Annotated in this window: 24 protein-coding genes and 1 pseudogene; 14 read left to right on the top strand and 11 right to left on the bottom strand. The window is 39.4% G+C overall.

All coding sequences use genetic code 11. The features are described from left to right. Positions 1-362: 362 nt before the first annotated feature. Genes DK207_RS01415 through DK207_RS01405 form a run of 3 tightly spaced genes read right to left on the bottom strand, consistent with a single transcriptional unit; the run spans position 363 to position 3,170 of the window. Entirely contained in the window at positions 363-1,424 is a 1,062-nt protein-coding gene (locus tag DK207_RS01415) for a DUF6670 family protein (RefSeq protein WP_109439667.1), read from the bottom strand. Between the two features lie 16 nt (positions 1,425-1,440). Next, complete coding sequence (pssA, locus tag DK207_RS01410) at positions 1,441-2,274, bottom strand: CDP-diacylglycerol--serine O-phosphatidyltransferase (protein WP_109439666.1); 834 nt, start codon at positions 2,272-2,274, stop codon at positions 1,441-1,443. Positions 2,275-2,312: 38 nt separating this feature from the next. Continuing rightward, the gene (locus DK207_RS01405; RefSeq protein WP_005083594.1) at positions 2,313-3,170 is read right to left on the bottom strand and encodes a 23S rRNA (adenine(2030)-N(6))-methyltransferase RlmJ; all 858 of its coding nucleotides are present in this window, start codon (positions 3,168-3,170) and stop codon (positions 2,313-2,315) included. Positions 3,171-3,288: 118 nt separating this feature from the next. Between DK207_RS01405 and DK207_RS01400 the strand changes: the two genes are divergently transcribed. Beyond that, positions 3,289-3,897, top strand: a complete 609-nt coding sequence (locus DK207_RS01400) for a 2OG-Fe(II) oxygenase (protein WP_109439665.1) — start codon at positions 3,289-3,291, stop codon at positions 3,895-3,897. Between the two features lie 90 nt (positions 3,898-3,987). Next, positions 3,988-4,515, top strand: coding sequence for a hypothetical protein (locus DK207_RS01395; RefSeq protein WP_109439664.1), 528 nt, complete (start codon positions 3,988-3,990; stop codon positions 4,513-4,515). A gap of 29 nt (positions 4,516-4,544) precedes the next feature. On the opposite strand, the gene DK207_RS01390 is transcribed toward DK207_RS01395, so the two are convergent. From DK207_RS01390 to DK207_RS01375, 4 genes are all read right to left on the bottom strand, one after another. Next, positions 4,545-4,787, bottom strand: a complete 243-nt coding sequence (locus tag DK207_RS01390; protein WP_109439663.1) for a DUF2789 family protein — start codon at positions 4,785-4,787, stop codon at positions 4,545-4,547. A 155-nt stretch (positions 4,788-4,942) separates the two neighbouring features. Further along, complete coding sequence (locus DK207_RS01385) at positions 4,943-5,929, bottom strand: malate dehydrogenase (RefSeq protein WP_004637843.1); 987 nt, start codon at positions 5,927-5,929, stop codon at positions 4,943-4,945. Between the two features lie 169 nt (positions 5,930-6,098). After that, the gene (locus DK207_RS01380) at positions 6,099-6,785 is read right to left on the bottom strand and encodes a ribonuclease I (RefSeq protein ID WP_171293603.1); all 687 of its coding nucleotides are present in this window, start codon (positions 6,783-6,785) and stop codon (positions 6,099-6,101) included. A 28-nt stretch (positions 6,786-6,813) separates the two neighbouring features. Then, positions 6,814-8,805: a lytic transglycosylase domain-containing protein gene (locus DK207_RS01375; protein ID WP_109439662.1), complete on the bottom strand. Its 1,992-nt coding sequence runs from the start codon at positions 8,803-8,805 to the stop codon at positions 6,814-6,816. Positions 8,806-9,020: 215 nt separating this feature from the next. Here DK207_RS01375 and miaB point away from each other — a divergent pair, with 215 nt between their 5' ends. Genes miaB through DK207_RS01355 form a run of 4 tightly spaced genes read left to right on the top strand, consistent with a single transcriptional unit; the run spans position 9,021 to position 12,406 of the window. Beyond that, on the top strand, positions 9,021-10,472 hold the full coding sequence (gene miaB, locus DK207_RS01370) for a tRNA (N6-isopentenyl adenosine(37)-C2)-methylthiotransferase MiaB (protein ID WP_109439661.1): 1,452 nt from the start codon (positions 9,021-9,023) through the stop codon (positions 10,470-10,472). Between the two features lie 39 nt (positions 10,473-10,511). Next, positions 10,512-11,591, top strand: a complete 1,080-nt coding sequence (locus DK207_RS01365) for a PhoH family protein (RefSeq protein ID WP_109439660.1) — start codon at positions 10,512-10,514, stop codon at positions 11,589-11,591. A gap of 18 nt (positions 11,592-11,609) precedes the next feature. Next, the gene (gene ybeY, locus DK207_RS01360) at positions 11,610-12,095 is read left to right on the top strand and encodes an rRNA maturation RNase YbeY (protein WP_109439659.1); all 486 of its coding nucleotides are present in this window, start codon (positions 11,610-11,612) and stop codon (positions 12,093-12,095) included. An 11-nt stretch (positions 12,096-12,106) separates the two neighbouring features. Further along, positions 12,107-12,406 (top strand): antibiotic biosynthesis monooxygenase family protein, encoded by a 300-nt coding sequence (locus tag DK207_RS01355; protein ID WP_109439658.1) that lies wholly within the window; start codon positions 12,107-12,109, stop codon positions 12,404-12,406. 72 nt (positions 12,407-12,478) lie between these two features. Here the strand turns inward: DK207_RS01355 and DK207_RS01350 are convergent, their stop codons facing one another. Further along, on the bottom strand, positions 12,479-14,656 hold the full coding sequence (locus DK207_RS01350; RefSeq protein ID WP_109439657.1) for a TonB-dependent siderophore receptor: 2,178 nt from the start codon (positions 14,654-14,656) through the stop codon (positions 12,479-12,481). A 268-nt stretch (positions 14,657-14,924) separates the two neighbouring features. Then, complete coding sequence (locus DK207_RS01345) at positions 14,925-15,809, bottom strand: energy transducer TonB (protein WP_109439656.1); 885 nt, start codon at positions 15,807-15,809, stop codon at positions 14,925-14,927. Between the two features lie 235 nt (positions 15,810-16,044). Between DK207_RS01345 and DK207_RS01340 the strand changes: the two genes are divergently transcribed. The 8 genes and pseudogenes from DK207_RS01340 to msrA all read left to right on the top strand — a co-directional run bounded on the left by DK207_RS01340 (position 16,045) and on the right by msrA (position 21,974). Then, positions 16,045-16,728, top strand: coding sequence for a hypothetical protein (locus DK207_RS01340; RefSeq protein WP_109439655.1), 684 nt, complete (start codon positions 16,045-16,047; stop codon positions 16,726-16,728). A 194-nt stretch (positions 16,729-16,922) separates the two neighbouring features. Next, positions 16,923-17,639: a DUF3108 domain-containing protein gene (locus DK207_RS01335; RefSeq protein ID WP_109439654.1), complete on the top strand. Its 717-nt coding sequence runs from the start codon at positions 16,923-16,925 to the stop codon at positions 17,637-17,639. A gap of 144 nt (positions 17,640-17,783) precedes the next feature. Next, the gene (locus tag DK207_RS01330; protein WP_109439653.1) at positions 17,784-18,359 is read left to right on the top strand and encodes a xanthine phosphoribosyltransferase; all 576 of its coding nucleotides are present in this window, start codon (positions 17,784-17,786) and stop codon (positions 18,357-18,359) included. A gap of 207 nt (positions 18,360-18,566) precedes the next feature. Next, entirely contained in the window at positions 18,567-19,409 is an 843-nt protein-coding gene (gene thyA / locus DK207_RS01325; RefSeq protein WP_109439652.1) for a thymidylate synthase, read from the top strand. 20 nt (positions 19,410-19,429) lie between these two features. Further along, entirely contained in the window at positions 19,430-19,939 is a 510-nt protein-coding gene (locus tag DK207_RS01320; RefSeq protein WP_109439651.1) for a dihydrofolate reductase, read from the top strand. Positions 19,940-19,959: 20 nt separating this feature from the next. After that, positions 19,960-21,015, top strand: a complete 1,056-nt coding sequence (locus DK207_RS01315; RefSeq protein WP_109439650.1) for a DUF4105 domain-containing protein — start codon at positions 19,960-19,962, stop codon at positions 21,013-21,015. Positions 21,016-21,150: 135 nt separating this feature from the next. Then, positions 21,151-21,345: pseudogene (locus DK207_RS01310) on the top strand (META domain-containing protein); the annotation flags it as partial. A gap of 104 nt (positions 21,346-21,449) precedes the next feature. Next, positions 21,450-21,974 (top strand): peptide-methionine (S)-S-oxide reductase MsrA, encoded by a 525-nt coding sequence (msrA, locus tag DK207_RS01305; RefSeq protein ID WP_109439648.1) that lies wholly within the window; start codon positions 21,450-21,452, stop codon positions 21,972-21,974. 57 nt (positions 21,975-22,031) lie between these two features. On the opposite strand, the gene DK207_RS01300 is transcribed toward msrA, so the two are convergent. Then, the gene (locus DK207_RS01300; protein WP_109439647.1) at positions 22,032-22,436 is read right to left on the bottom strand and encodes an ExbD/TolR family protein; all 405 of its coding nucleotides are present in this window, start codon (positions 22,434-22,436) and stop codon (positions 22,032-22,034) included. Position 22,437: 1 nt separating this feature from the next. Continuing rightward, a complete protein-coding gene (locus DK207_RS01295; RefSeq protein WP_109439646.1) occupies positions 22,438-23,058 on the bottom strand; it encodes a MotA/TolQ/ExbB proton channel family protein in 621 nt (206 codons plus the stop codon). Between the last annotated feature and the right edge of the window lie 13 nt (positions 23,059-23,071).

Below are 23,071 nucleotides of genomic sequence, written 5' to 3'. Positions count from 1 at the left end.
TCAATTACTGACTTATATATTCGCTCAAATAAACTTCGAGAAATTTAAACCAATTAATCAATGAAATATTTTCGATCGATCAACCAGTAAAAATCCACACAAGTTGTTCTTCTATTCTCTTAATGATCTTCTCGATGATTCGTCATCATCAAGCTAGGTCGGCTATATTACTCTCAATCTCTTAAAAGTCAACAGGTAATTTAGATATTTTTAAAACTTATCAATCAAACCAAAAATCCAACCACTAAAGCCAAATCCTTGTTTATCAACAAGTTTTTATCTGCATCACCGCCGATGGGTGTGCATTATAGATGATTAGGATTCAGTTGCAAGCAGTTTTTCACAATTACTAGAACGACTGTCTACTTCTTGCACAAATAAGGCTGAAAATGTGGAATTTTATCTATTATCTGCTCTGTTTTATTTTTTTCTTGCCAATGTAAAGGCCGACAATCAATGTATTCGCAATAACCCGACCCTTGATAGGTCTCATTATTCCAAAATAGTTGATAATTAAAACTTCCCACATAACCCGCAGCTAATCCAAACTTATAATCACCCCGACTTTGACCATGTAACTGGAAAACAATTTGATCACCATCTTGATACTGCCAAATAAACTCTCGCGCTAAATACATATTGCATCCATTCGGCGTTCGTACTTTTGGATAAACTCGCATTACATCAAAACTCACGTTTTGATTGTAGAGTATGCTTGGTTGTTGATCATGTTGAATTTCGATTCGAGTAAAAATGATTTGATTCCACTGATTTCTTAATTCGGTAAGAATAATTTGTAATTCGGCATGAATCTGAATGATTTGATAGGTAAAGAAATGAAAGGCAATAAAAGGTAAATATACAGCACGAGCATATTTCAAAACACCTTGCGCTTCGATTTGATATTTTTGTTTTTTATATACCAGTTCGCCTTCACATTGACATCGTGTATACCAATAATCAGCCACGCCCCATTGTAATGCAGAGTGATTTTCAACTTCAGCAAATGTATTTATTTTTAACTCACAACTAAGCTCATCATCAGAACGTTTAAAATAATAATTGGGTGCATCCACTTGGATATGATCAATATCTAAAAATTGATAACAATCAACATCAAATTGACACTGTTCTTTTGCACTATAACTTTTGAGATGTCCAACTGTTGCTACACTGCTGCTCACCAATACAGTTGCTGTGTCTATTGCCGTTGTCGTTACCGCGCTAGCGTTATAACAAATAGGAATACGGGGTTGTCCGATGAGGCTAATAAAGTTTAGATAATGAAAAGGCTCTGGAAGATTTGGCAGGATCAAAGCCTGATAAACAATTTTAAACAAACCCTTAGGTGGATAGAAGATTAGAGCATCTGACTTATTGAGATTCAGCTGCTTTAATTGATTATTACTGATCAACATTGGCATACTGAACCTCCGTTTTTTAAGTTGTTATTTTTGAATCATTCTTTTTTGCTAATAAAGTCGTTACAAATCCAGAGAGGATATAAATAATACAAACAGTCAATATCCCTACTGGAATGTTGTACGTGATCGCTGCAAAAATCAAGACCACAGGTAACATCACGACAAAAGGTACACGCTTACGATCCATTTGCTTAAATGAATAATACTTAATATTGGAAATCATGAGCAAACCTATACCAACCATTACGGCAGCATTAATGATTTGAATCACAATATCCTTTAAATCAAAAATGAATGGAAAATCACGTCCCACCCACACCATTGAAATCACAGCCACAGCGGCAAGTGGACTTGCAATACCAATAAAATAGCGCTTATCTACTACACCAATTTGCACGTTAAAGCGCGCCAAACGGAAGGCAGCACAAGCGGTATAGATAAAGCAACACGCTAAACCAATACGGCCAAGATCGTGCAAACTCCAGCTATACATCAAAATGGCAGGTGCAACGCCGAAAGCAAGCAAGTCTGATAATGAATCGTATTGTTCACCAAAGGCACTCTGAGCACCGATTGCACGCGCAACACGCCCATCCAAACCATCCAATAATGCAGCTAAAAAAATCGCATAAATTGCTTGATTAAAATTTCCATTCATACTGGCAATAATAGAATAAAAGCCAGATAGAAGCGCTGCTGTTGTAATTAGATTCGGCCACAAATAAATCCCACGTCGTTTTATTTTTTGCCCTTCATGCGTATGCTCTTCTTCTTCTACTTCAAATGTAATGCCATCGAAAGATCGACCATCTTTATTTAAATTAGAATCAGGTTTCAGAGAATTTGTCATTATTTTCAATTCCTCAACAATATCTGGATGTTGATGGGTTATTCACCCACCAACCAACGCACTGCGGCATGACCGCCAATTTCTTGCATACGCAAATGTGGAAATAACCATTGTAATGCTTGATCCGCATCTTCCGAAAATTTCCAAGGTGGGTTAATCACTAACAAACCACAACCATTTAAACCCACAGGTGTATCATCAGGCCATACACAGATTTCACAAACCAATTGACGGCGAATACCTGTTTTAAACATTTTCTTTTCAAAACGTTCAATCATGGCGCGATCTTTAATTGGATACCACACAGCAAAAACACCTGTCGGCCATTTTTTATGGGCTGCTTGAAGCAATTCAACCAATTGCGGAAAGTCTTTACGTTCAAGTTCATACGGTGGATCAATCATCACTAATCCACGCTTTTCTTTAGGTGGAATAACACCGAGTAAGCCTTCATAAGCATCACGCTCATGCAAACCCATGCGTTTATCGCGAATATTTTGGCGTAGTTGTTGAAATACATCACGCTGCATTTCAAATACAGTTGCCTTATCAATCTCACGCATTCCTTGTAAAGCAAACCACGGAGACCCTGGGTAACTGCCTTTACCTTCTTCGGCACGTAAGCTTTCGACCAGTTTCAAATATTCTTGAACACCTTCAGGTGCCTGACGCTTTTCTATCTCGCCTAGCTGAACGAGACGGTGAATCCCTGTTAAAAACTCACCAGACTTTTGTGCTGGCGCAAGAGATAAATCATATTTACCTGCCCCACCATGGGTATCGATATATCGATATGGCTTATCTTTAGCATTTAAACGATTAAGCAGTTGAAGCAAAAGTACATGCTTCATAACATCGGCAAAGTTACCTGCATGGAAATGGTGACGGTAATTCATGTTGACAATTATTCCTCAATTCAAAGGATAGTTTATCATGAAAATAAAGGCTATTCTTTAGCGTTGATGTGATCATCTAAAATTGTACTGTAATCAAATGAATGTTAACTGGAACTGTATGCAATCCACCTCGCTTCCTACGTCTTGGAATATTGATCAAATTTTAGATGATTTAAATGCGTCTGGATTTGCTTTGGTGAATAACGCGTACTCTAAAGAATATGTATCCGATCTGGTGCAAGAATGTAGTTTACATCTGGAAGAATTTCGAGCAGCAGGGATACAAAATGGCGTTGTCAGCCATATTCGTAGCGACCACATTTTATGGATAGATGATCAACTACCCATTGCACAACAGCACATCAATACTTTAAAAAGCTTATCTCAAACATTAAATCAGGCCTTCTATCTCGGGATTAAAGAGGTAGAAGCACATTTTGCCTGTTATAACGCGGGTGAATTTTACGCGTTACATCGTGATAATCCACAACAAAAAAATGATCGAATGATCTCAACCGTTTTTTATCTACATGAACATTGGCAGCAAGACTGGGGCGGTCAATTGCGCTTACAGGATAAAAATGGGAATTGGCATATCATTCAGCCTGAACCGAATCGCCTTGCTATCTTTCAAAGCGATATATTGCATGAGGTTCTTCTCTCCAAACAGCAACGTCTCTCCATTACGGCATGGTTAAGAAGTGGAAATTCAATTTGGAGTAATTAGTGTGGTTGGAATATCACGGGCGGCTATACCTTTAAATTTCTAAAAACAACCTTATATAACCTACCTAACTGTCGATTTTTGGAATAATGCATGTCGAATGAAACCAAACAGGTAATTGCTCGGATTGGGGAAACTGACCAACTTTATTTAAGTGGCAACACTCCAGAACTTGCTTTAGAACGTGCTGACTTACGTTTGCAGTTAGTGATGCTAAGCCATGTTCGTCAGGAACAATTACATTTTCTACAAGAAGCAATTGTATTGCTTGAACAAGCACGGATCGAACACGAAGAGATGCCATTAAGCTTGTATTTGAATTTGTCCCTGTATTTAGCTAAAGCATATATGATTTATTTTGAGCTGAATAAAGAACAACGTTTTGCTTTGATTACGCAGCAGATCTTAAAGCCTTTAGCTCATCATGATCATTTGGATATTTATTTCTTTTTGGCCTATGCATCAGCTGTAAAACAAGAAAATGCACTTACCCGACATTGGTTAAATAAATATGTGTCTTGCTTAGAGCATGACCTTGGGTTGCTCCACGCTCATCCTGCATTTAATCAAGTCCGTCAAGAAGATTGGTTTAAAACACTTCTACGTAATAAAGCTCACTAATTCGGTGAGCTTTATTTACTTTTTTCCTATCACTCGGTGCTGTCCACATGCAATTGCTGGTTTAGTTCGTCAATTACAATCGCCCATTCATCATCTTTCTCCCAATGACTTTTCAGAAAATCTCGTTGCCCTGTACTCCAAAAATCAGCTTCATGCAGTTTTTGCTCGGCACTTAATTGATGCGTTTGGATAAAACGCTCCATAGCAGCTTCATCAGCCTCCAACCCAAGCTGTTCAAACAAAAGTTCTAGTGTAGGTTGTGGTTCAAACATTGTTATTCTCCCTTAGCCATCTTCTTCTTTTAATGTATCAACAAAGCACGTGCTATTGCAGTGAAGTACTTTATTTTCTTGTTGTTTTTTGTTGGGCTTGTACACAATAAAAAATGCTCCCTATTGGGAGCATTTTTTAATTTATCGTTGATAAATTATTTTAGCATATCAGCAATCGCTGCGCGCTCTTCTTCAAGTTCATTCAACGTGAAGTTAATACGCTCACGGCTGAATTCGTCAATTTCTAAACCTTGAACGATTTTGTATTCACCGTTTTCAGTTGTTACAGGGAAACCGAACATTACGCCTTCAGGAATACCATAAGAACCATCAGATGGAATACCCATAGTTACCCATTTGCCGTTTGTACCAAGCGCCCAGTCACGCATATGGTCGATTGCTGCATTTGCAGCAGATGCAGCAGAAGATAAACCACGTGCTTCGATGATCGCAGCGCCACGCTTACCAACAGTTGGAAGGAATACATCTTTATTCCATTCAGCATCGTTGATTTTATCTTTTAAGCTTTCGCCATTTGCAGTTGCAAAACGGTAGTCAGCATACATTGTTGGAGAGTGGTTACCCCAAACAGTTAATTTTTCGATGTCAGCAACTGCAACACCAGCTTTTTGAGCGACTTGAGTCAACGCACGGTTGTGGTCAAGACGTAACATAGCAGTGAAGTTTTTCGCTGGAAGATCTGGAGCAGAGTTCATTGCTATGTAAGCATTTGTATTTGCAGGGTTACCTACAACTAATACTTTAACATTACGACTAGCAACTTCGTTCAATGCTTGACCTTGACCGATGAAGATCTCACCGTTCACTTTCAACAAGTCAGCACGTTCCATACCAGGACCACGTGGACGAGAACCCACTAATAACGCATAGTCAGCATCTTTGAATGCAACTTTAGGGTCATCAGTTCCGATCATGCCTGCCAATAATGGGAAAGCACAGTCGTCTAACTCCATCATTACGCCTTTAAGCGCTTGTTGGGCTTTTTCAACAGGAACTTCAAGCAATTGTAAAATTACAGGTTGATCTTTACCAAGCATTTCACCGCTTGCGATACGGAATAATAAGCTATAACCAATTTGACCTGCAGCGCCTGTAACGGCAACACGAACGGGTTGCTTCATGTAATTGTCTCCAATGAGGGTCCTTAATTGGACTAGATAGTGATTCTATCCAGTCAAATCATCATAAACGGCAAAGATTGTACTCTAAAGCAGCGAGATATGCATATAAAAGAGAATGAATTTCAACAAAAGTCTGATAGAAAATACAAATTAAGCGCAGCTAGAAAATTTAATAACTGCCTTTAATTGTAAATTCACTTGGGCAACCTGTCACAACATGACTTGCGCATTGTTTATACTGCCCATTTTTGTGATAACACACTCTGATCTCTGTCAAAATAGAGTCTGATCGTGAAGATTGGCAACTAAAGCGAATACCATTTGCAGGTAAAGAAGGATTTAACTTGGTAAATTGTTGTCTCAGACTTTCTTTTTGTACACTAATCGTGTTTTGACTGGTCAGATCAGTAGGAATCTTTAAACGTTCAGCAAAATTAATGATGGTTCTATAATATTGACTCGCATTCATAGGGATACAACCCCCAACATTTTGCCAAAGTTGTACCCGTTCAGTTTCATTCGGCATCACGCGCGCGACCACAGTGGATTGCAACGGTGACAATGTAGCGGATGATTTTGTTTCACAATTTCGATTTACAGGAACTTCTGGCAATAAGCTCGAAATTGTTAAGGAATACCCTTCCAAACACTTACGTTGTTTTTGTTTTGATGAATCTAAAGCACAAACAGCAGGCGTCATTTCTACATGTAAAATATAGCCAGCAAGATTTTGGTTACTCGCAGCATATACTGATGTGGCAAACGAAAGTACAAGTGTACAGCCTAAAGCTTGTACACATCTTGCAAACCATCGTTTTAAAAAATCTCTTGATTTCATCAAATACCAAAACTTCATGACTTCAAATTTAATATCAACTTCTATTTCAAGGACTATTTCGCACAGGAATCACACCCATCCTTTTTTCTAGGGACTGTGGACCTTGCCCCAACACCACACCATAATGCGTTGCATTGGTCATGACGTGTTTGACATAGTCACGCGTTTCCAACAGTGGGATTGATTCTGTATATTGATCTGCCGCCAAAGGTTGATTGTCAGGCTGCCAACGTCGTGCGCGATTAGGTCCTGCGTTATAACCTGCTGTTGCCAGTACCGCATTACCGCTGAGCTGCCCCTGAATCATTGAAAGATAAAAAGTACCATAACGAATATTGGTATTCATTTCACTCAGTGCAGCTGGATTGTAGGTTTCACCCATTTGTCGCGCAATTAGCTTCGCTGTATTTGGCATGATCTGCATCAAGCCGCCAGCACCAACATGAGAACGGGCTGTGGTAACGAAACGGCTTTCTTGACGCATCAATCCATATGCCCAAGCAGGATCTACGCCTGCATTAGCACTATGGCTTGTGACATTCGCGCGGTGTGGTGTAGCAAAACGATAAGTGTCATTATGACGGGTAGTGGTACGATCAGCGGCATAAATTGCCCGATCATACCATCCCATATCATGCGCACGTTTTGCTGCAGCGAGAATCAAACCATCATCATGCTGTAAATATGCTTGGCGTACAGCCCAATTCCACTCACGATTAATATAAGTGGCAGGCGCATTCACTTCTCTAAGAGTAAATGCACGTCTAAAATGAATGTTCTGATTCAGTTTTTGGATATCTTGGGCAGAAGGTTGCTCACTAAACGGTTGATGGTGATAACGTTGTCCTAAACGATCTTTGGCCAGTAAGTGATGATAATCATCGCCTGCTTGAGCCAATTTGCGATAAATCTGCTGTGCTGCTTGTTTAGAGGCGGCATCAGATCGTTGCTCAGATGCTCTCGCCAACCAATATTGCCAACGGTCTTCTTGTTTTTGCGTCACAGACATCGCATCTATTGCACGAATCAGACTTTCCCAAGAACCAAATCGAATAGATTGTCTTGCATAAATTTCTGCTTCTTCCGGACTAAATGGATAACCATAACTTTGATCAAATGCAGTTAATACTTCACGATTAAAACCATTTTTCATCACAGTCGTTCCACCCACATAGCCAACTGTACGATATAGATATTGTTGTACAGCTTGTGGTGTGCCTTGAAGTGCACGAGGAAGATTCGCTAACGCATTGGTTAAATCACTATCTGCAACACGCCCTAACGCAAAAATCAAATATGCATAATCTGCATCATTGTTTTTGGCTGCACTCCATACATAGCCCAACGGGTTGGCTTGAATTTGATTCAGTTGTGCAAGCGATAAATTAAGCCCCATTGATTGTGCTGTTGCAATCGCGAAACCTGATTGTCCTGCACGTAATTGTGACCACAATCTATGTTGGCGATCTTGAGCTGTCATCAGTGGACTAGCAAGCATCAACCGCCCTAAACCATTACATGATTCAGGCTGCGTTGTGGTGGTCAGCCAAATATCTTTGTATTCAGCGAAAACTAGACTATCGCCCGTTTGTGCCCGAACTTGTGCAATGGCACAGCTTTCTTCTTGATCTGGATTTGTAACATAGCTTAATACGGGTTTAGCTTCGGCAAAGCTCGCATATTTTACTTTTTCTTCAACATAGTCCGCAGCCAACTTTTCAGCCATAGCAGATTGGGGGTAGCGTTGAGCAAAGCTGATAATGGCAGAGGCAGGTTGTGAAGCTAAATTGGTATTGAGTTTCCAGTATTCAGGGTAATACCCCAATACATCATTCTGCATTTGCTCTTGAAATTGATCGAGTAAAGCAATATTACTGGCATTTGCCGCACGTAAAGCGTCATTGAATTGAACATCTAAAGCATATAGGGATGAACATGCGAACATACCCCCCATTGCGAAAAAATAACGGAAGCTGTTCTTATACTTCACTTTTTTAGCATCCATTGTTATCAAATCACGTTGCTTTTTCATCTTCATCAATCAATATGCCCTATTTACCCTAGTGATATAGTGTAATAAGTCTAGCTTTCCACTATTGTTGTGTTATGTAACTTACTGATTCATATTCATTAAAATGCATACAATTTTATTCACAAACTGTCCATTTTTGTCAGTTTTTTATTCTCTGCGTTCTGGCAAAAATACTGCTATAATCCGCCGTTTATTTAAACCCACCTTGTTTAGGAGCCTGCATGACGGTTCAAACATTCATTCCTAGTGCAACACCCGCTGCCTCAGAAAACACTGTTACCCAGCCAATGCACACCACTGATGTTTCAATGAAAAAACTATATATTGAAACACAAGGGTGTCAGATGAATGAGTATGACAGTCATCGTATGGCAGATTTGTTAGGTGATTCACATGGCTATGTGCTCACTGACAATCCAAATGAAGCTGACATTCTTTTAATGAATACTTGCTCTATTCGCGAAAAAGCACAAGAAAAAGTATTCAGTGGACTCGGCCGTTGGCGCAAACTTAAAGAAAAAAATCCTGATCTTGTGATTGGTGTAGGGGGCTGTGTTGCCTCTCAAGAAGGTGACAACATTCAAAAACGTGCACCGTATGTCGATATGGTCTTTGGTCCGCAAACCTTGCACCGTTTGCCACAAATGCTGGATCAGCATAATGAGCAAGTGGAAAAGCCAAAGAAAGAAAAAATTAAACTGGTCGATATCTCATTTCCAGATATCGAAAAATTTGACTTCCTTCCTGAACCACGCGTCGAAGGCTTTAAAGCGTTTGTTTCCATTATGGAAGGCTGTTCAAAATACTGTTCTTTCTGTGTAGTGCCGTATACCCGTGGTGAAGAGGTTTCTCGTCCACTCGATGATGTCTTGGCTGAAATCGCCGGTTTGGCTGAAAAAGGCGTTCGTGAAATCAGCCTACTTGGTCAAAATGTGAATGGTTATCGTGGTGAAACTTTTGAAGGTGGAATTTGCACATTCCCTGAATTGCTTCGCTTAGTGGCAGAAATTCCAGGAATTGGTCGTTTACGTTACACCACTTCTCACCCACTCGAATTTTCAGATGAACTCATTCAGTGCTACCGTGATTTACCACAAATGGTTTCACACTTGCATTTACCGGTACAAAGCGGTTCGAATGATGTACTACAGGCGATGAAGCGCAACCATACCATTGATGTCTATATCGATAAGATTGCCAAGTTACGCAAAGTTCGTCCTGATATGCATTTATCAAGTGACTTCATTATTGGTTTCCCAGGTGAAACAGATGAACATTTCGCAGAAACCTTGCAGTTCATTAAAGATTTAGACTTTGATCACTCTTATAGTTTTGTTTATTCAAAACGCCCAGGAACACCTGCCTCTGATCTTCCAGATGACACACCTGAACAAGTGAAAAAGGATCGTCTTGCACAAGTTCAAGAAGTGATTAAACGCTCAAGTATCGATAAAACTGATGCCATGCTCGGTAAGATTGAACGCGTCTTAATTGAGAAAGTATCTGATAAAGATCCAAATATCTTGATTGGGACAGCAGATAATACTCGTCTGGTTACATTTATTGGTGATGCAGCTTGGGTCGGTCGTTTTGCTGAAATTGAGATTACTGAAATTAAAACTTTAAATTTAGTTTATGGTGAACTCTTGAATCTTGAACCTGACGTGGCGTAATGTAGAGGTATTCTTATAAGTTAACTAAAAGGGTTTCTCTTGACTGCAGCGATTCGACGTACAGTAACGTTCCCTGAGATTTCCATGGAACGCTTAAAAAGCATGCTCGGTGCATATAACGGGCATTTAAAACAAATCGAACAACGTTTAGATGTCAAAATTACTCACCGAGGAGATGCTTTCTATCTCGATGGTGATATAGAAACGGTCGAAAGAGCCGAAGCATTATTGCAACGGCTCTATCAAGAATCTGAATCATCACAACAAATCAGTGCTGACCTCTTACATCTGATGATCCAATCCTCACAAACCGAACGCGATTTTGAATTGGTGGGTGAAGAATTAGATGAATATGACGCGCCGATAGATGTGTATTTTCAAACACGTAAGGGTCGTATTAACCCTCGCGGTGCCAACCAAAAACGCTATGTACAACGCATTCTACAAAGTGATATTTCATTTGGTATCGGGCCTGCTGGGACAGGTAAAACCTACTTAGCAGTTGCCGCTGCTGTTGATATGCTGGAACGTAATGAAATCCAGCGCATCTTACTGGTTCGCCCTGCCGTGGAAGCAGGTGAAAAACTGGGTTTCTTACCTGGTGACCTCACCCAGAAAATCGACCCTTATTTACGTCCACTTTACGACGCTTTGTATGAGATGCTCGGTTTTGAGAAAGTTGCCAAACTGATTGAACGTCAAGTGATTGAAGTTGCGCCTCTTGCCTATATGCGTGGACGTACTCTCAATCATTCCTTTGTAATTTTAGACGAAGCGCAAAATACCACACCAGAGCAAATGAAAATGTTCCTCACGCGCTTAGGTTTTGGTTCCCGTGCAGTAATTACGGGTGATGTGACGCAGGTTGACTTACCACGTGGACAGCAATCTGGCTTAGCACAAGCACTTCGTGTACTTGAAAACGTACATGAGATCCATATTACCCGCTTCCACTCCCGCGATGTGGTTCGTCATCAATTGGTACAGAAAATTGTAGAAGCTTATGAAGGCTGGGACAACGAACAACAGCGTTTGTCGGCTGAAGCCCGTGCCGAACGTAAGGCCAAACAAGAAGCGTTAATTGCTGAGAACGATGAAAAAGCGGATGCACAGCATTAAGATGATTAAGGGTTTATTTTGAAAATCAATTTAAGTATTCAACAAGACTTTCAAACTGCTGAATTACCACTTAAACGTGGTCAAATCAAAAAACACATCGAAACCGCATTACGTCATGTCGGTTTCGATGCTGATTGTGAAATTGGGATTGCTTGTGTTGATCTGGCAGAAAGCCATGAACTAAATCTGCAATATCGAGAAAAAGATAAACCAACAAATGTACTTTCTTTTCCAAGTGACATTCCAGAGGAAATGCTAAATTTACTAGATGCCGAGCCTTTGGGTGATTTAGTCATTTGTATGCCTGTCGTTTTGCAAGAAGCGAAAGAGCAGCAAAAAACACCGATGGATCATTTCACACATTTATTGGTGCATGGCATTTTGCATTTACTGGGTTATGACCATGAAACCAATGAATCTGATGCAGAAGAAATGGAAGCATTAGAAATAGCGATTCTGAAGAAACTCAACATTGCCAACCCTTACCAAGCTGATGAAATCTAGTTGAAACGCTTATGTATGTTGTCATTTTTAAAGCCACAATCAATACACTTGATGCAACTTACTCTGAAATGGCACAAAAGCTGAGAAACAAAGCTTTAAGTCAATTTAGCTGTATCAAATTCGAAGCATGTAGTGAAAATGGTTTTGAAATTGCATTGTCTTATTGGCACAGTCTTGAAGACATCCGACATTGGCAACAAGATGCAGAACATCAAGTTGCTCAGCAGCTAGGTAAAGAAACATGGTACCAAAACTTTAGTGTAGAAATTTGCAAAGTTGAACGTGCTTACTCTAATCCAAATAGATTGTGAATAACCTTCAAGTTATCCACATGCTCAATAAAAAACGGCTGAATTCGGCCGTTTTTTTTATTTATGAAACTTTTAGAATTGATAACGGAAAGTCAATGTTGCATTTCGTGGTGCGCCATAGTTCATACGATTTTCACCAATTCCATCAAAATATTCTTTATCTAATAAATTATCCAAGTTCAGTTGCACACTGATATTTTGATCAACTTTATAACCTAGCATCGCACTCAATAAGAAAACCTCATCTTGCTCAATTAAAGTTGCTCCAGTCCCTGTATAGGTTTTACCACGATAATTTACCCCAACACCCGTATTCCACTGATCACGTTTGTATTTAACGAATAAATTAGATGTTGTGCGGGCGCTTGTTGTAGCGACTTTCTGATCTTTACCATCTCTTGCTTCAAAGTTCGCGATGCCAAAGTTGATTGCCCAATTGTCATTGATCTCCCCATCAACTTCGAGCTCAACCCCTTTACTTACAACGCCATCAACCCCACGATAGGCTTGCTCAGAAGTATCTATACCTTGCGCATTCTTAACGAACTTACCTGAAATTGCTTCAGCGAAATTGGTTTGTTCAATTCTAAAGATAGATAGAGCTGTATTTAAATGACCACCAAACCATTCACTTTTAATTCCTGTTTCATAATTCCGTCCAATGATTGGGTCTAAATAGTTCCCATTTTCTTCACGACGATTTTGAGGCGTGAAAATATCGGTATAACTTGCATAAAGAGAATGATCTTGAGCAAAGTCATAAATAACACCAAAATAGGGCGTGAGTTGATCATTAAATTGTCGATTACCTTTATGATCTTCAGACTTATATTCCCAGTTCGTCAATCTGGCCCCTGCCACAATCTTTAACGGATCAAGAACTTGGAATTTACCTGCAATGTAATATCCTGTTTGCGTGGTTTCATTTCCAGCCAATTTATTGGGATTAGTAATAGGCGTTAACAATTGAGTTTTCATATTAGAAAAATCTAAATGTTCCCATTGATCAATATCCAAATCATTGGTTCCTTTATCTTTTCCCTGAATCGTTCCATAACGGCTATAAACCAATTCATTTTTATTCCATGAGCCGCCCAATATAATTTCTTGCTTACGATTGGCGATGGTGAAAGGTGCTGATATATACATATCTATGTTATTTTCTTCATTCCGCTTATCAGAAGAATATACAGACACAGCCCCTAAGCTTTTGTTCGTCTCCTTATCGACTTTACCTGCGACATAGAGCAGAGCTGATTGGTTATCGTTTTGTTGGTATGAATAAGCAATATTTAAAGCAACATCATTAAAAAGGTTCTGTTTCAAGTTAGCAAAAACCGCTTTCGTATCAACGTTCCAATAAGTCCAATCCGAACTTACAGTCAAAGAACGATCAAATTTGGTTCTTGTCCCATCATTATAAAAAGCTGGTAATCCTCCCCAACGGATTCCATCGCGCTTTAATTCCTGATAGGTTGCAGCCAATGATAAATTTGTTCTATCAGTCACATCATAATCAATTACACCATAAACAATATTTCGCTCTCTTGAATAGTAGTCCATAAAGGAATCTTCATCTGAATGTTTCACATAAATGCGACCACGTAATGAACCATCCGCATTTAATGAATTCGAAAGATCAGCCGAACTTGTATAATTATTCCATGATCCAACAGCTGCATTCACACTGCCTGTAAACTCTGTGGCATTCGCTCGTTTACGCACCATATTTACCCCCATTGAAGGGTTGCCTGCGCCAGAGTTAAGACCATTTGCTCCTTTCACCACCTCAACACGATCATATATTCCCAAATCTAAATCACCTTCTGCAAGTGATGATGTACTTGGCATCCCATCAATTAAGTGATAATCCAACTGAAAACCGCGAGCAAAATAACTTTGACGTTCATCTGTTCGAGAAACTGTTACTCCTGTGACATTACTCATTAGCTCTTGAAACGACTCAATATTTCGATCATCTAAATACTCCCTTGTATATATCTTCACTGCTTGTGGCGTTTCTCGTAAAGACATATTCAGTTTAGTCGCTGTATTGGTACTTTTTGCTGTATAACTTCCCGTGCCTTCAGTGGTCGCATCATTATTTTCTTTAGCTTTTACTGTAATCGTTGGCAATTGTGTACTTTCAATATTTGACTCAGCAGAAGCCAATGATGGTAAAAATATCGCGGCCATCGCCAGTACAAGTGGATGGGCTTTAAATAAGTTCAACTCAGAAACATATGGCATGCAAAAATATCCTTTTCACAAAATCTAGAGCATTTGGGAACATACACCTCTCTCCCCCAAAACTTTAAAGAAGGATGTATGGATGCTCTAAAGGAGAATTAAAAAATAACAAGACAAATGATAATCGTTTTTATTATCAATTCAAGAGTTATAAAACAAAAGCAGCTATGACTATGAAGTTTGTACTTAAAAAAGATGACTCATAAAATATAAGATATTAATTTTAATGGATATTTCAACACATACAACAAAGTAAATTCTGTCTTAGTTAATGCACTTCAAATTCAGCATCCACTGGATCAAAACGCCATGTTCGGATAATACGTAACTCAGAAATATCTTTCATACTGCTGTCAAAAGCTCCAAATGGTGCACCACGGCGAACAGAAGCACGAGCTGCTTCATCCAAAATCGGATGTCCTGAGCTCTCAATTAAACGAATGGCTCGGATACCGCCTTGCGCATTTAAAATCACCATTAAACGAACTTCCCCCGCTAAACTCTGCTGTTTTGCCGCATCGGGATAATATCGATTGCCATACAACTCAACTTTTTGTCGGAATTTATCGAGATAAGCTGCCGATGCATCTTGTTTCGCTTGTATCCCATCAACAGTTTTAATTCGTTGCTTACGGCTAAAATTTTGTTGTCGTTGTAAATATTGCGCTTCTAAACTTGCCACCATCGCGGCTTTGGCTTGAAATTGACTTTGTAACTCTTCTAATGCTTTCTTACGTTCATTCTGCTCAGCTTGTTTTTGCCAACTCAGTACTGTCATTAATACTTTTTCTTCAAAGAGCAGCTCACGCTTTTGCTGTATCGTCTCAAGACTTTCGAGTTCATGTTCTCCTGCCGTTGCATCGCTTTGCATTGGGGCAGGCATATCACTAGACATACGGTGCGCTTGGTGAAATTCACCAGATCCTTTTTGATCAGTTTGCGCTAGAAAATCTGCATGCTCGACCTTATCTTGGCTTGGACGTACAGACACTGCAATTTCTTTAGTCGACGTATCAGTAGGCGCAGGCATCGAAAATTGTGTCGTGATTACAAGCCCATGTATCAAGATCGCAATAGCAACCGCTCCAACAAAAATCGGATCTTGCCACCAAACGGAAGTTAGTTGAGTACGAAAATTTATTTTATTCCACATGGTATATAAGCGACAAAAATGTCTCATCCCCAACGGTAGCTACCGTATAAAAAACCAAACCAATATTCAAAAAAACAAAAAAATGTGATCCACTTATAGCCTGAGTGCTTCCATCGCATCATTTTATGAAAATGTAGCAATTAATTTTGCTACACTGCAAGCCACAAATTTAATTTTTACTTTTTAATTAATACAAAGATGGCGAATATACCATTCACTTTCTGGAACAACTTTTATGCAAACGCTATTCTCATCTGTTGTTAAACGTCTACGTAAAGTTTACCAAAAAGCCGAAGGCTTCATTGAAGAAGAAAGAGAGTTCCCACTTTCGCAAGTGTTTGTAAATGCCACAATGGAACGCTATGTCACCAACAATGTAGAGATCATGCAAGATTTGCATGCAGATCTGTATGATGGTTGGCTACGTCTGTACACCACTTTGGATGTAAAAGGTCTGCATACGACACTATCTGTTGATTTAAAACTGATTCAAATGGAAATGAATCAAAATGTCCAACTAATGGTGTTTGAACAAATTAGCAATACACAGGTGATCGAAGCAAAATTCAAAAACATTTTTCAAAAATGGGGCTTCCATATTGCGATTTGGTATTATCAAAAATTTAAGGAAGAAGATCCTTTAGGTAAAATATTAGAGCATTTTGAAATTGTAACGGTTAAAGATGATTTACTTTATCTCGATCTAAATCGCTGGTTTGGGAAAAAACCTAGCATTATTGAAACCTTGGGTAAAGTACATGTCAATCGTGCAAGAGTCCGTCCTGCTGAGCTCATCGTATGGGGCAATGTCAATCTCACTGCGATTCTATATCCACCGAATGATGATGTTTTTGATGAAGACGAGTTAGAAGATAGTACTGTGACGCCAATTCAACAGAAGAAAGTGAAAAGAAAATAGCGAAACTGCTCAGTGGGTTTACTTCTTATTTAACACTTAACCCATTGAGCTTCCCCCTTTACGATTTATACGAAAATTAACAAGCGCTTAGTAAAAAAGCTGAACTTTTCTTCACAATCTACAGGCATAATAACTCTAAATTCTCCTGATAAATGAGTGCAAATACCTCGTATTCACTCTAAGGACACTATGTTATGACACAGAAATTATCAAAAGTGCTTGGTATTGCAACGGTAACGTCTGCAGCGATTATATGTGGCAGTTTATCTAGTCATGCATTGGCAATGACCCCATTCCAAGCAAACTATCAATTTAGTTACAACAACAAAAACTTAGGTTCTGCGACACGCGTACTCTCTCAACAGGGTAATAACTGGATATATTCTTTTAAAGCACGTGCGGGTGGTATTGCCTCTGCATCTGAAACCAGTCAATTTAGCTTTGCTGACAATAAGATTACTTCGCAAAAGTTTAGTCGTACCAGTAAGATCTTGGTACACAACAACACCATGAACATTAACTTCAATCCTAGCGCGAAAGTGATCAACACCCAGAAAGATGACAAAAAACGCTCTTTTGCTTGGAAAGATGGTGTCTTAGATGAACTGAATGCGGAATTACAAGTTCGTGAAGATCTCAAAAATGGTAATACTTTACAAACACGCTACTATATTGCGGACAGTAAAGCAGTAGATGAACGCCGTTTTATTCGCCAAGGTACTGAAACCATCAAGACCAATTATGGGACATTTAACACGATTAAAGTCATACTTCAGCATGAAAAACCAGAGCGAAATACCGTGTTTTGGCTAGCGCCAAAACTTGATTATCTTCCTGTGAAGGTAACACATAATGATGGAAAATCCTCTTACGGGCTTTTATTAACAGGTTATACAGGTAAAACCAGTTAATTAACCTCAAAATTGCAGCCATATACCAAACATCGTAAAGTTCTGTGAAATATCAACAAAGCTTTAATTTATGGCTTGCAATTTTTTTGATGCTTTTTAAAATATGCCTTTGCTTGAAAAAGCATCCGTTTAGAGGATTCTCCCGTGTACGCTCTAGAACAGAAAATCTTAAATGAAGGTATCGTTCTATCTGATCAAGTCTTGAAAGTTGATGCTTTCTTAAATCACCAAATCGACCCTGTACTCATGCAGCAGATTGGTAAAGAATTTGCTGCCCGTTTTAAAGATGCTGGTATTACCAAAATTATTACCATTGAAGCGTCAGGTATTGCACCTGCGATCATGGCGGGTTTAGAGCTTGGTGTGCCTGTGATTTTTGCTCGTAAATATCAGTCATTAACCTTAAAAGATGATCTTTATCGTTCTAAAGTGTTTTCATTTACCAAACAAACTGAAAGTACGATTGCCATTTCTAACAAGCATATTAGTGCAAGTGATAAAGCACTGGTGATTGATGACTTCTTGGCAAATGGTCAAGCAGCATTGGGCCTGATTGACCTTATTCACCAAGCTAATGCTGAAGTGGTCGGTGTTGGAATCGTGATTGAAAAATCATTCCAACCTGGTCGTGATGTCTTACTTGAAAAAGGCTATCGTGTAGAATCTTTGGCACGCGTTAAATCCTTAACTGATGGCAAAGTGACCTTCGTGACTGAATAAACGACATTCTGGATTCGAAAGAGCGCTTTCAATATAAAGCGCTCTTTTCTTTTGTAGGATTTCATCATCGGATTAACAGAGATCAGTGCCTTAATCAGAATAATCAAGTATCATTCTATACCCAGTCAATGGAATTAGCTCCCAGTTGGTTGAACCCACATCTATGCCACTCAAACTGAAAGTTCACACAAAATTTTAGAGAAAGCTATGCGCACATACTTAGACCTTTTACAACATATTCTCGACAATGGCGGCGACAAAGGTGATCGTACAGGTACGGGTACACGTTCAGTATTTGGTCATCAAATGCGCTTCGATCTTTCCAAAGGTTTTCCATTGCTTACCACCAAGAAAGTCCATTTTCGTTCAATCGTGATTGAACTATTGTGGTTTCTCAAAGGTGATACCAATGTTCAATATCTTAAAGACAATAAAGTTACTATTTGGGATGAATGGGCAACTGCCGAACAAACCGCTCGCTTTGGTCGTCCAGAAGGTGAATTAGGTCCAGTGTATGGACATCAGTGGCGAAATTTTGGTGCAACTCAAAATGATGATGGCAGTTATCAACAAAATGGCTTTGATCAAATCCAATGGCTGATCAATGAAATCAAAACCAATCCGAATTCACGTCGTTTAATCGTATCTGGCTGGAATCCGAACGAGGCTGGAAAAGTTGCTTTACCGCCTTGTCATACTCTATTCCAATTTTTCGTACACGATAATAAGTTGTCATGCCAGCTCTATCAACGCAGTGCTGATGTGTTTTTAGGGGTGCCATTTAATATTGCCAGCTATGCGCTGCTGACACATATGATTGCACAGGTATGTGGTTTAGGCGTGGGAGATTTTGTGTGGACAGGTGGCGATACGCATCTCTATGCGAACCATTTTGAACAAGCGAAACTGCAACTGAGCCGTGATCCCCTGCCATTGTGCCAGCTTAAATTAAATCCAGAAATTACCGATATTTTTGATTTTAAATTTGAAGATATTGAAATCGTGGGTTATGAATCACACCCAGCAATTAAAGCACCTGTTGCAGTTTAAAACGATAAGAGAATTCACTTATGGCATGGCAAGGCACTGAGGTTGTCCACGTAGTGGCAATGGATAGAAATAACTGTATTGGAAAAGGAAATGCCCTACCGTGGCATATTTCTGCGGATCTCAAACATTTTAAAACCATCACGCAAGGTGGCGTGATCATCATGGGTCGTAAAACCCTTGAATCGATGGGAAGAGCATTACCTAATCGCGTGAATTGGGTGATTACACGGGATCAATCTTGGCAGTTTGAAGGTGTTAAAGTCGCGCATAGTATTGAGGAAGCTTTAGATGCAGCACTTACAGACGTACAACACTCTGAAAAAGCATCCTTATTTATTATTGGTGGAGGAGAGATTTTTAATCAAACACTTGCGATTGCTGACCGTCTAGAACTGACCCATATAGATTTAGATGTTCAAGGCGATGCACATTACCCAAAAATCCCTGAGAATTTTCAAAAAGTGAACTCAGAACTGCATACTGATGAAAAATCAAATATAGCCTTTGAGTTCGCCACTTACCAAAAATAAAAAATGGACTGCGAATTGTTATGCATGAGATTGGATCACGTGAGTTCTTCATTGGATTAGGGATATGGTTCTTACATAGTACCTTTACTCTTTTCGTGATCCTTTCCAGTATTTGGTTATGTTTTGCTTTATGGATTCAACAACCCCTTGGTCCTATTTTTAGTCGTCTTATCATCATTTTTTGGGGTCTATTCGCCCTCAGTTTGCTTGGCTTTTATGTCAGTGGACATATTTTTAGTCGACGTACTGATATTCTGCTGTATTGCTTTGCATTTGCTTGTTCTTTGTTATGGTATTTTTCTTTAGATGCACGCCAAGACCGTGTTTGGGATCCCGAAGTATCCGAGCAGTTCAGTTATGAGAAACAAGGCGATCTTGTTACTTTACACAAAGTGCGGAACTTTAATTGGTACCCCGATGGCAGTTATGACATTCACTGGGAAGACCGAACAATTGATTTAAATAAAATAACGGGAATAAACGTCATTGCCTCCTATTGGATGGGCCCTCAAATTGCCCATACACTTGTCAGTTTTGACTTTTCGGATCAAAAACCACTGGTATTTTCGATCGAAATTCGCAAAGAAAAAGGTGAATCCTTTTCAGCGATTGGAGGGTTCTTTCGTAAATATGAGTTAAGCCTGATTGCTTCTGATGAAAAAGATATTGTCTATACACGCAGCAATATTCGTCATGAGCAGGTTTATTTATTTCCGATTAAAATTCCTGCTGCAGAACGAAAAGCATTATTTATCGAATATCTTAAAAAATCAGATGAACTGCGTGCGGAAGCAAAATGGTATAACACGCTAACGAGTAACTGCACTACTTTGATCTTTGATATGGCGCAAGCGATTAGCCAGCAAGCATTACCGAGAGATTATCGTTTGTTGGCATCAGGTTATTTGCCTAATTATTTACATGATCTCAAAGCACTGAATCAGAATTATAGTATTAAAGAATGGTATCAACTGGCACATATTAATCCACGCGCTGAACAATATGACAAGCAAGCAAACCAAAGTAGTGAATATTTTTCCGAAGTCATTCGCGCTGGACTCCCCAAAACTGAGTGATTTTTCACTCCTTTATCCAACCTATCTCAATATTTATAAAAGAATACGCAATATCCTGCTCTACCCCAGGTTGTTTTATTTCAATACCAAACATAGAAACATACCGATTCGGACTTAAGATTTTATGTTAAAGCCATTTTTAGCTTAGGACCTATGGCATCAACCAAGATGGCATGTATCGGCCAAGACAATAGTGACCTATCACGTCCATATGCCAATGCATTAGCTGCAACTACAAACTATGAACAGAAAGGACATGAACTAAAATTCCGCGATGCTTCTGGTCAAGCTCTTGTAAGCTTCGTTACGATGATGCAAACCTTACTGTAATTAACAGTAAACAAAGTCACAGCCCGTTGCAAAGGCAGGCTTTTACTTTTTATTAACATCGTTTACTTTAAAGGCATTCATAAAACTAGAAATTGGGGAATTAAATGCAACAGGCACTATTTGGTGGTGGATGTTTCTGGTGTGTAGAAGCAGTTTTTTTACAGCTGAAAGGCGTTGAAAAAGTTGTCAGTGGCTATGCTGGCGGTATTGTGCAGGACCCAAGCTATGAGCAGGTTTGCCAAGGTAATACTCAGCACGCTGAAGTTGTACTTATCGATTTTGATGAACAACAGATCAGCTATACACAACTTTTAAACGTATTTTTTACTACCCATGATCCAACGACACTAAACCGTCAAGGCAATGACATTGGCACGCAATACCGTTCTGTAATTTATTATTTCAATGAAGAGCAGAAACAACAGGCCGAGCAAGTCATCCAAAGTCTGGAAAATGAAGGACTCAACATTGTGACTGAACTGAGTTCAGAACCGACCTTTTATCCTGCCGAAGAATATCATCAGAATTTCTATGCTCGTAATCCCTCTCAGGGTTATTGTAACTTTAGCATTCCACCCAAATTATCGAAACTACGCTCTAAGTTCCTAGATTTACTTAAAACGGAATAGCGATAAAAAAAAGCAACTCTTTCGAGTTGCTTTAATTTTTTCTGATCAGCTCAGGTATTAGTTTTCACTAACGAAAGCAATATCGCTCAAGCCAGCTTCACTAGCACGTGACATGACTTGTGCAACCGTGTCATATTTTGATTCTTTATCTGCACGTAACTGCACTGTTGGTTTTGTTGCAGCCTGACCCGCTTCTGTAAAGCGTGTTTCTAGCTCATCTAAGCTAATGATCTGAGTATCCCAAGCCACCTCACCTTTAGCATTAATACTAATCGTAATTGCTTGTGGTGGTGGATCGATAATTTCAGCAGTTGTTTTTGGTAAACTTAATGGAATTGATGGGTTTGCAACCGTTGCTGTGACTAAAAAGATAATCATCAATACCAACATAATATCGATCAGAGGAATGAGATTCATCTCATTCATGCCACTGTCGTGGTCTTCACCCAATTGAAAGCCCATTTTAAGCTTGACCTCCAACTAAACTTTGTTGTGTTGCTTTAGTTTCAGTTTGCACGGTTGTCTCTTGTTGTAACATCGTATCAATGAGCAACAGATGTGCTTGATCTTGAAGTTCATGTGCCAAACCACGGTTAAAACGCATACAAATGTTGTAAGCCAATACCGCAGGAATCGCAACAGCAAGACCAAGACCCGTCATGATCAATGCTTCACCTACAGGAATCGCAACCTGCGCTAAACCTGCCTGACCACTTTTACCCACAGCGACAAGGGCATGGAAAATCCCCCACACCGTACCGAACAAACCCACAAACGGTGCAAGTGAAGCAATCGTACCCAAGACTGAAACACCTTTTTCAGCTTGTGACTTTTCAGCAGAAATCTGACGAAGCAAAGCTTGTTCAGCAACCGCTTTACGCTGTTCAAAGGTGAGTGGTTGTAACTTCGCTTTAAGCGTCGCCAAAGCCTGAGCAAGCTGAGCATAAGCTTGTTGTTTTAATTGGCGTGTTCCTAAAATACGTAGAATAAAAATCGTCCACGTTGCAATCGACATTGCGAGAAGGACAAAATACAGTGTTTTACTTACTGCATCTGCATGTTGCCAATAAACTGAAAAGTTCATATACGAACTCCTG

The sequence above is a fragment of the Acinetobacter haemolyticus genome (genome assembly GCF_900406815.1).
Lineage (GTDB): Bacteria > Pseudomonadota > Gammaproteobacteria > Pseudomonadales > Moraxellaceae > Acinetobacter > Acinetobacter haemolyticus_A.
The sequence above is the reverse complement of the archived record's forward strand: the minus strand, read 5'-3'. Positions and strand labels throughout refer to the sequence as shown.

Bases quoted from the DNA above. Each gene is read 5' to 3' on its own strand.
- thyA (WP_109439652.1), top strand. From the start codon at position 18,567: ATGCGCACATACTTAGACCTTTTACAACATATTCTCGACAATGGCGGC.
- DK207_RS01300 (WP_109439647.1), bottom strand. From the start codon at position 22,436: ATGGGCTTTCAATTGGGTGAAGACCACGACAGTGGCATGAATGAGATG.
- DK207_RS01385 (WP_004637843.1), bottom strand. From the start codon at position 5,929: ATGAAGCAACCCGTTCGTGTTGCCGTTACAGGCGCTGCAGGTCAAATT.
- DK207_RS01345 (WP_109439656.1), bottom strand. From the start codon at position 15,809: ATGTGGAATAAAATAAATTTTCGTACTCAACTAACTTCCGTTTGGTGG.
- DK207_RS01355 (WP_109439658.1), top strand. From the start codon at position 12,107: ATGTATGTTGTCATTTTTAAAGCCACAATCAATACACTTGATGCAACT.
- DK207_RS01390 (WP_109439663.1), bottom strand. From the start codon at position 4,787: ATGTTTGAACCACAACCTACACTAGAACTTTTGTTTGAACAGCTTGGG.
- DK207_RS01395 (WP_109439664.1), top strand. From the start codon at position 3,988: ATGTCGAATGAAACCAAACAGGTAATTGCTCGGATTGGGGAAACTGAC.
- DK207_RS01400 (WP_109439665.1), top strand. From the start codon at position 3,289: ATGCAATCCACCTCGCTTCCTACGTCTTGGAATATTGATCAAATTTTA.
- DK207_RS01315 (WP_109439650.1), top strand. From the start codon at position 19,960: ATGCATGAGATTGGATCACGTGAGTTCTTCATTGGATTAGGGATATGG.
- DK207_RS01405 (WP_005083594.1), bottom strand. From the start codon at position 3,170: ATGAATTACCGTCACCATTTCCATGCAGGTAACTTTGCCGATGTTATG.
- DK207_RS01295 (WP_109439646.1), bottom strand. From the start codon at position 23,058: ATGAACTTTTCAGTTTATTGGCAACATGCAGATGCAGTAAGTAAAACA.
- msrA (WP_109439648.1), top strand. From the start codon at position 21,450: ATGCAACAGGCACTATTTGGTGGTGGATGTTTCTGGTGTGTAGAAGCA.
- DK207_RS01375 (WP_109439662.1), bottom strand. From the start codon at position 8,805: ATGAAGATGAAAAAGCAACGTGATTTGATAACAATGGATGCTAAAAAA.
- DK207_RS01415 (WP_109439667.1), bottom strand. From the start codon at position 1,424: ATGCCAATGTTGATCAGTAATAATCAATTAAAGCAGCTGAATCTCAAT.
- DK207_RS01380 (WP_171293603.1), bottom strand. From the start codon at position 6,785: ATGAAGTTTTGGTATTTGATGAAATCAAGAGATTTTTTAAAACGATGG.
- DK207_RS01340 (WP_109439655.1), top strand. From the start codon at position 16,045: ATGCAAACGCTATTCTCATCTGTTGTTAAACGTCTACGTAAAGTTTAC.
- DK207_RS01320 (WP_109439651.1), top strand. From the start codon at position 19,430: ATGGCATGGCAAGGCACTGAGGTTGTCCACGTAGTGGCAATGGATAGA.
- miaB (WP_109439661.1), top strand. From the start codon at position 9,021: ATGACGGTTCAAACATTCATTCCTAGTGCAACACCCGCTGCCTCAGAA.
- DK207_RS01350 (WP_109439657.1), bottom strand. From the start codon at position 14,656: ATGCCATATGTTTCTGAGTTGAACTTATTTAAAGCCCATCCACTTGTA.
- DK207_RS01335 (WP_109439654.1), top strand. From the start codon at position 16,923: ATGACACAGAAATTATCAAAAGTGCTTGGTATTGCAACGGTAACGTCT.
- pssA (WP_109439666.1), bottom strand. From the start codon at position 2,274: ATGACAAATTCTCTGAAACCTGATTCTAATTTAAATAAAGATGGTCGA.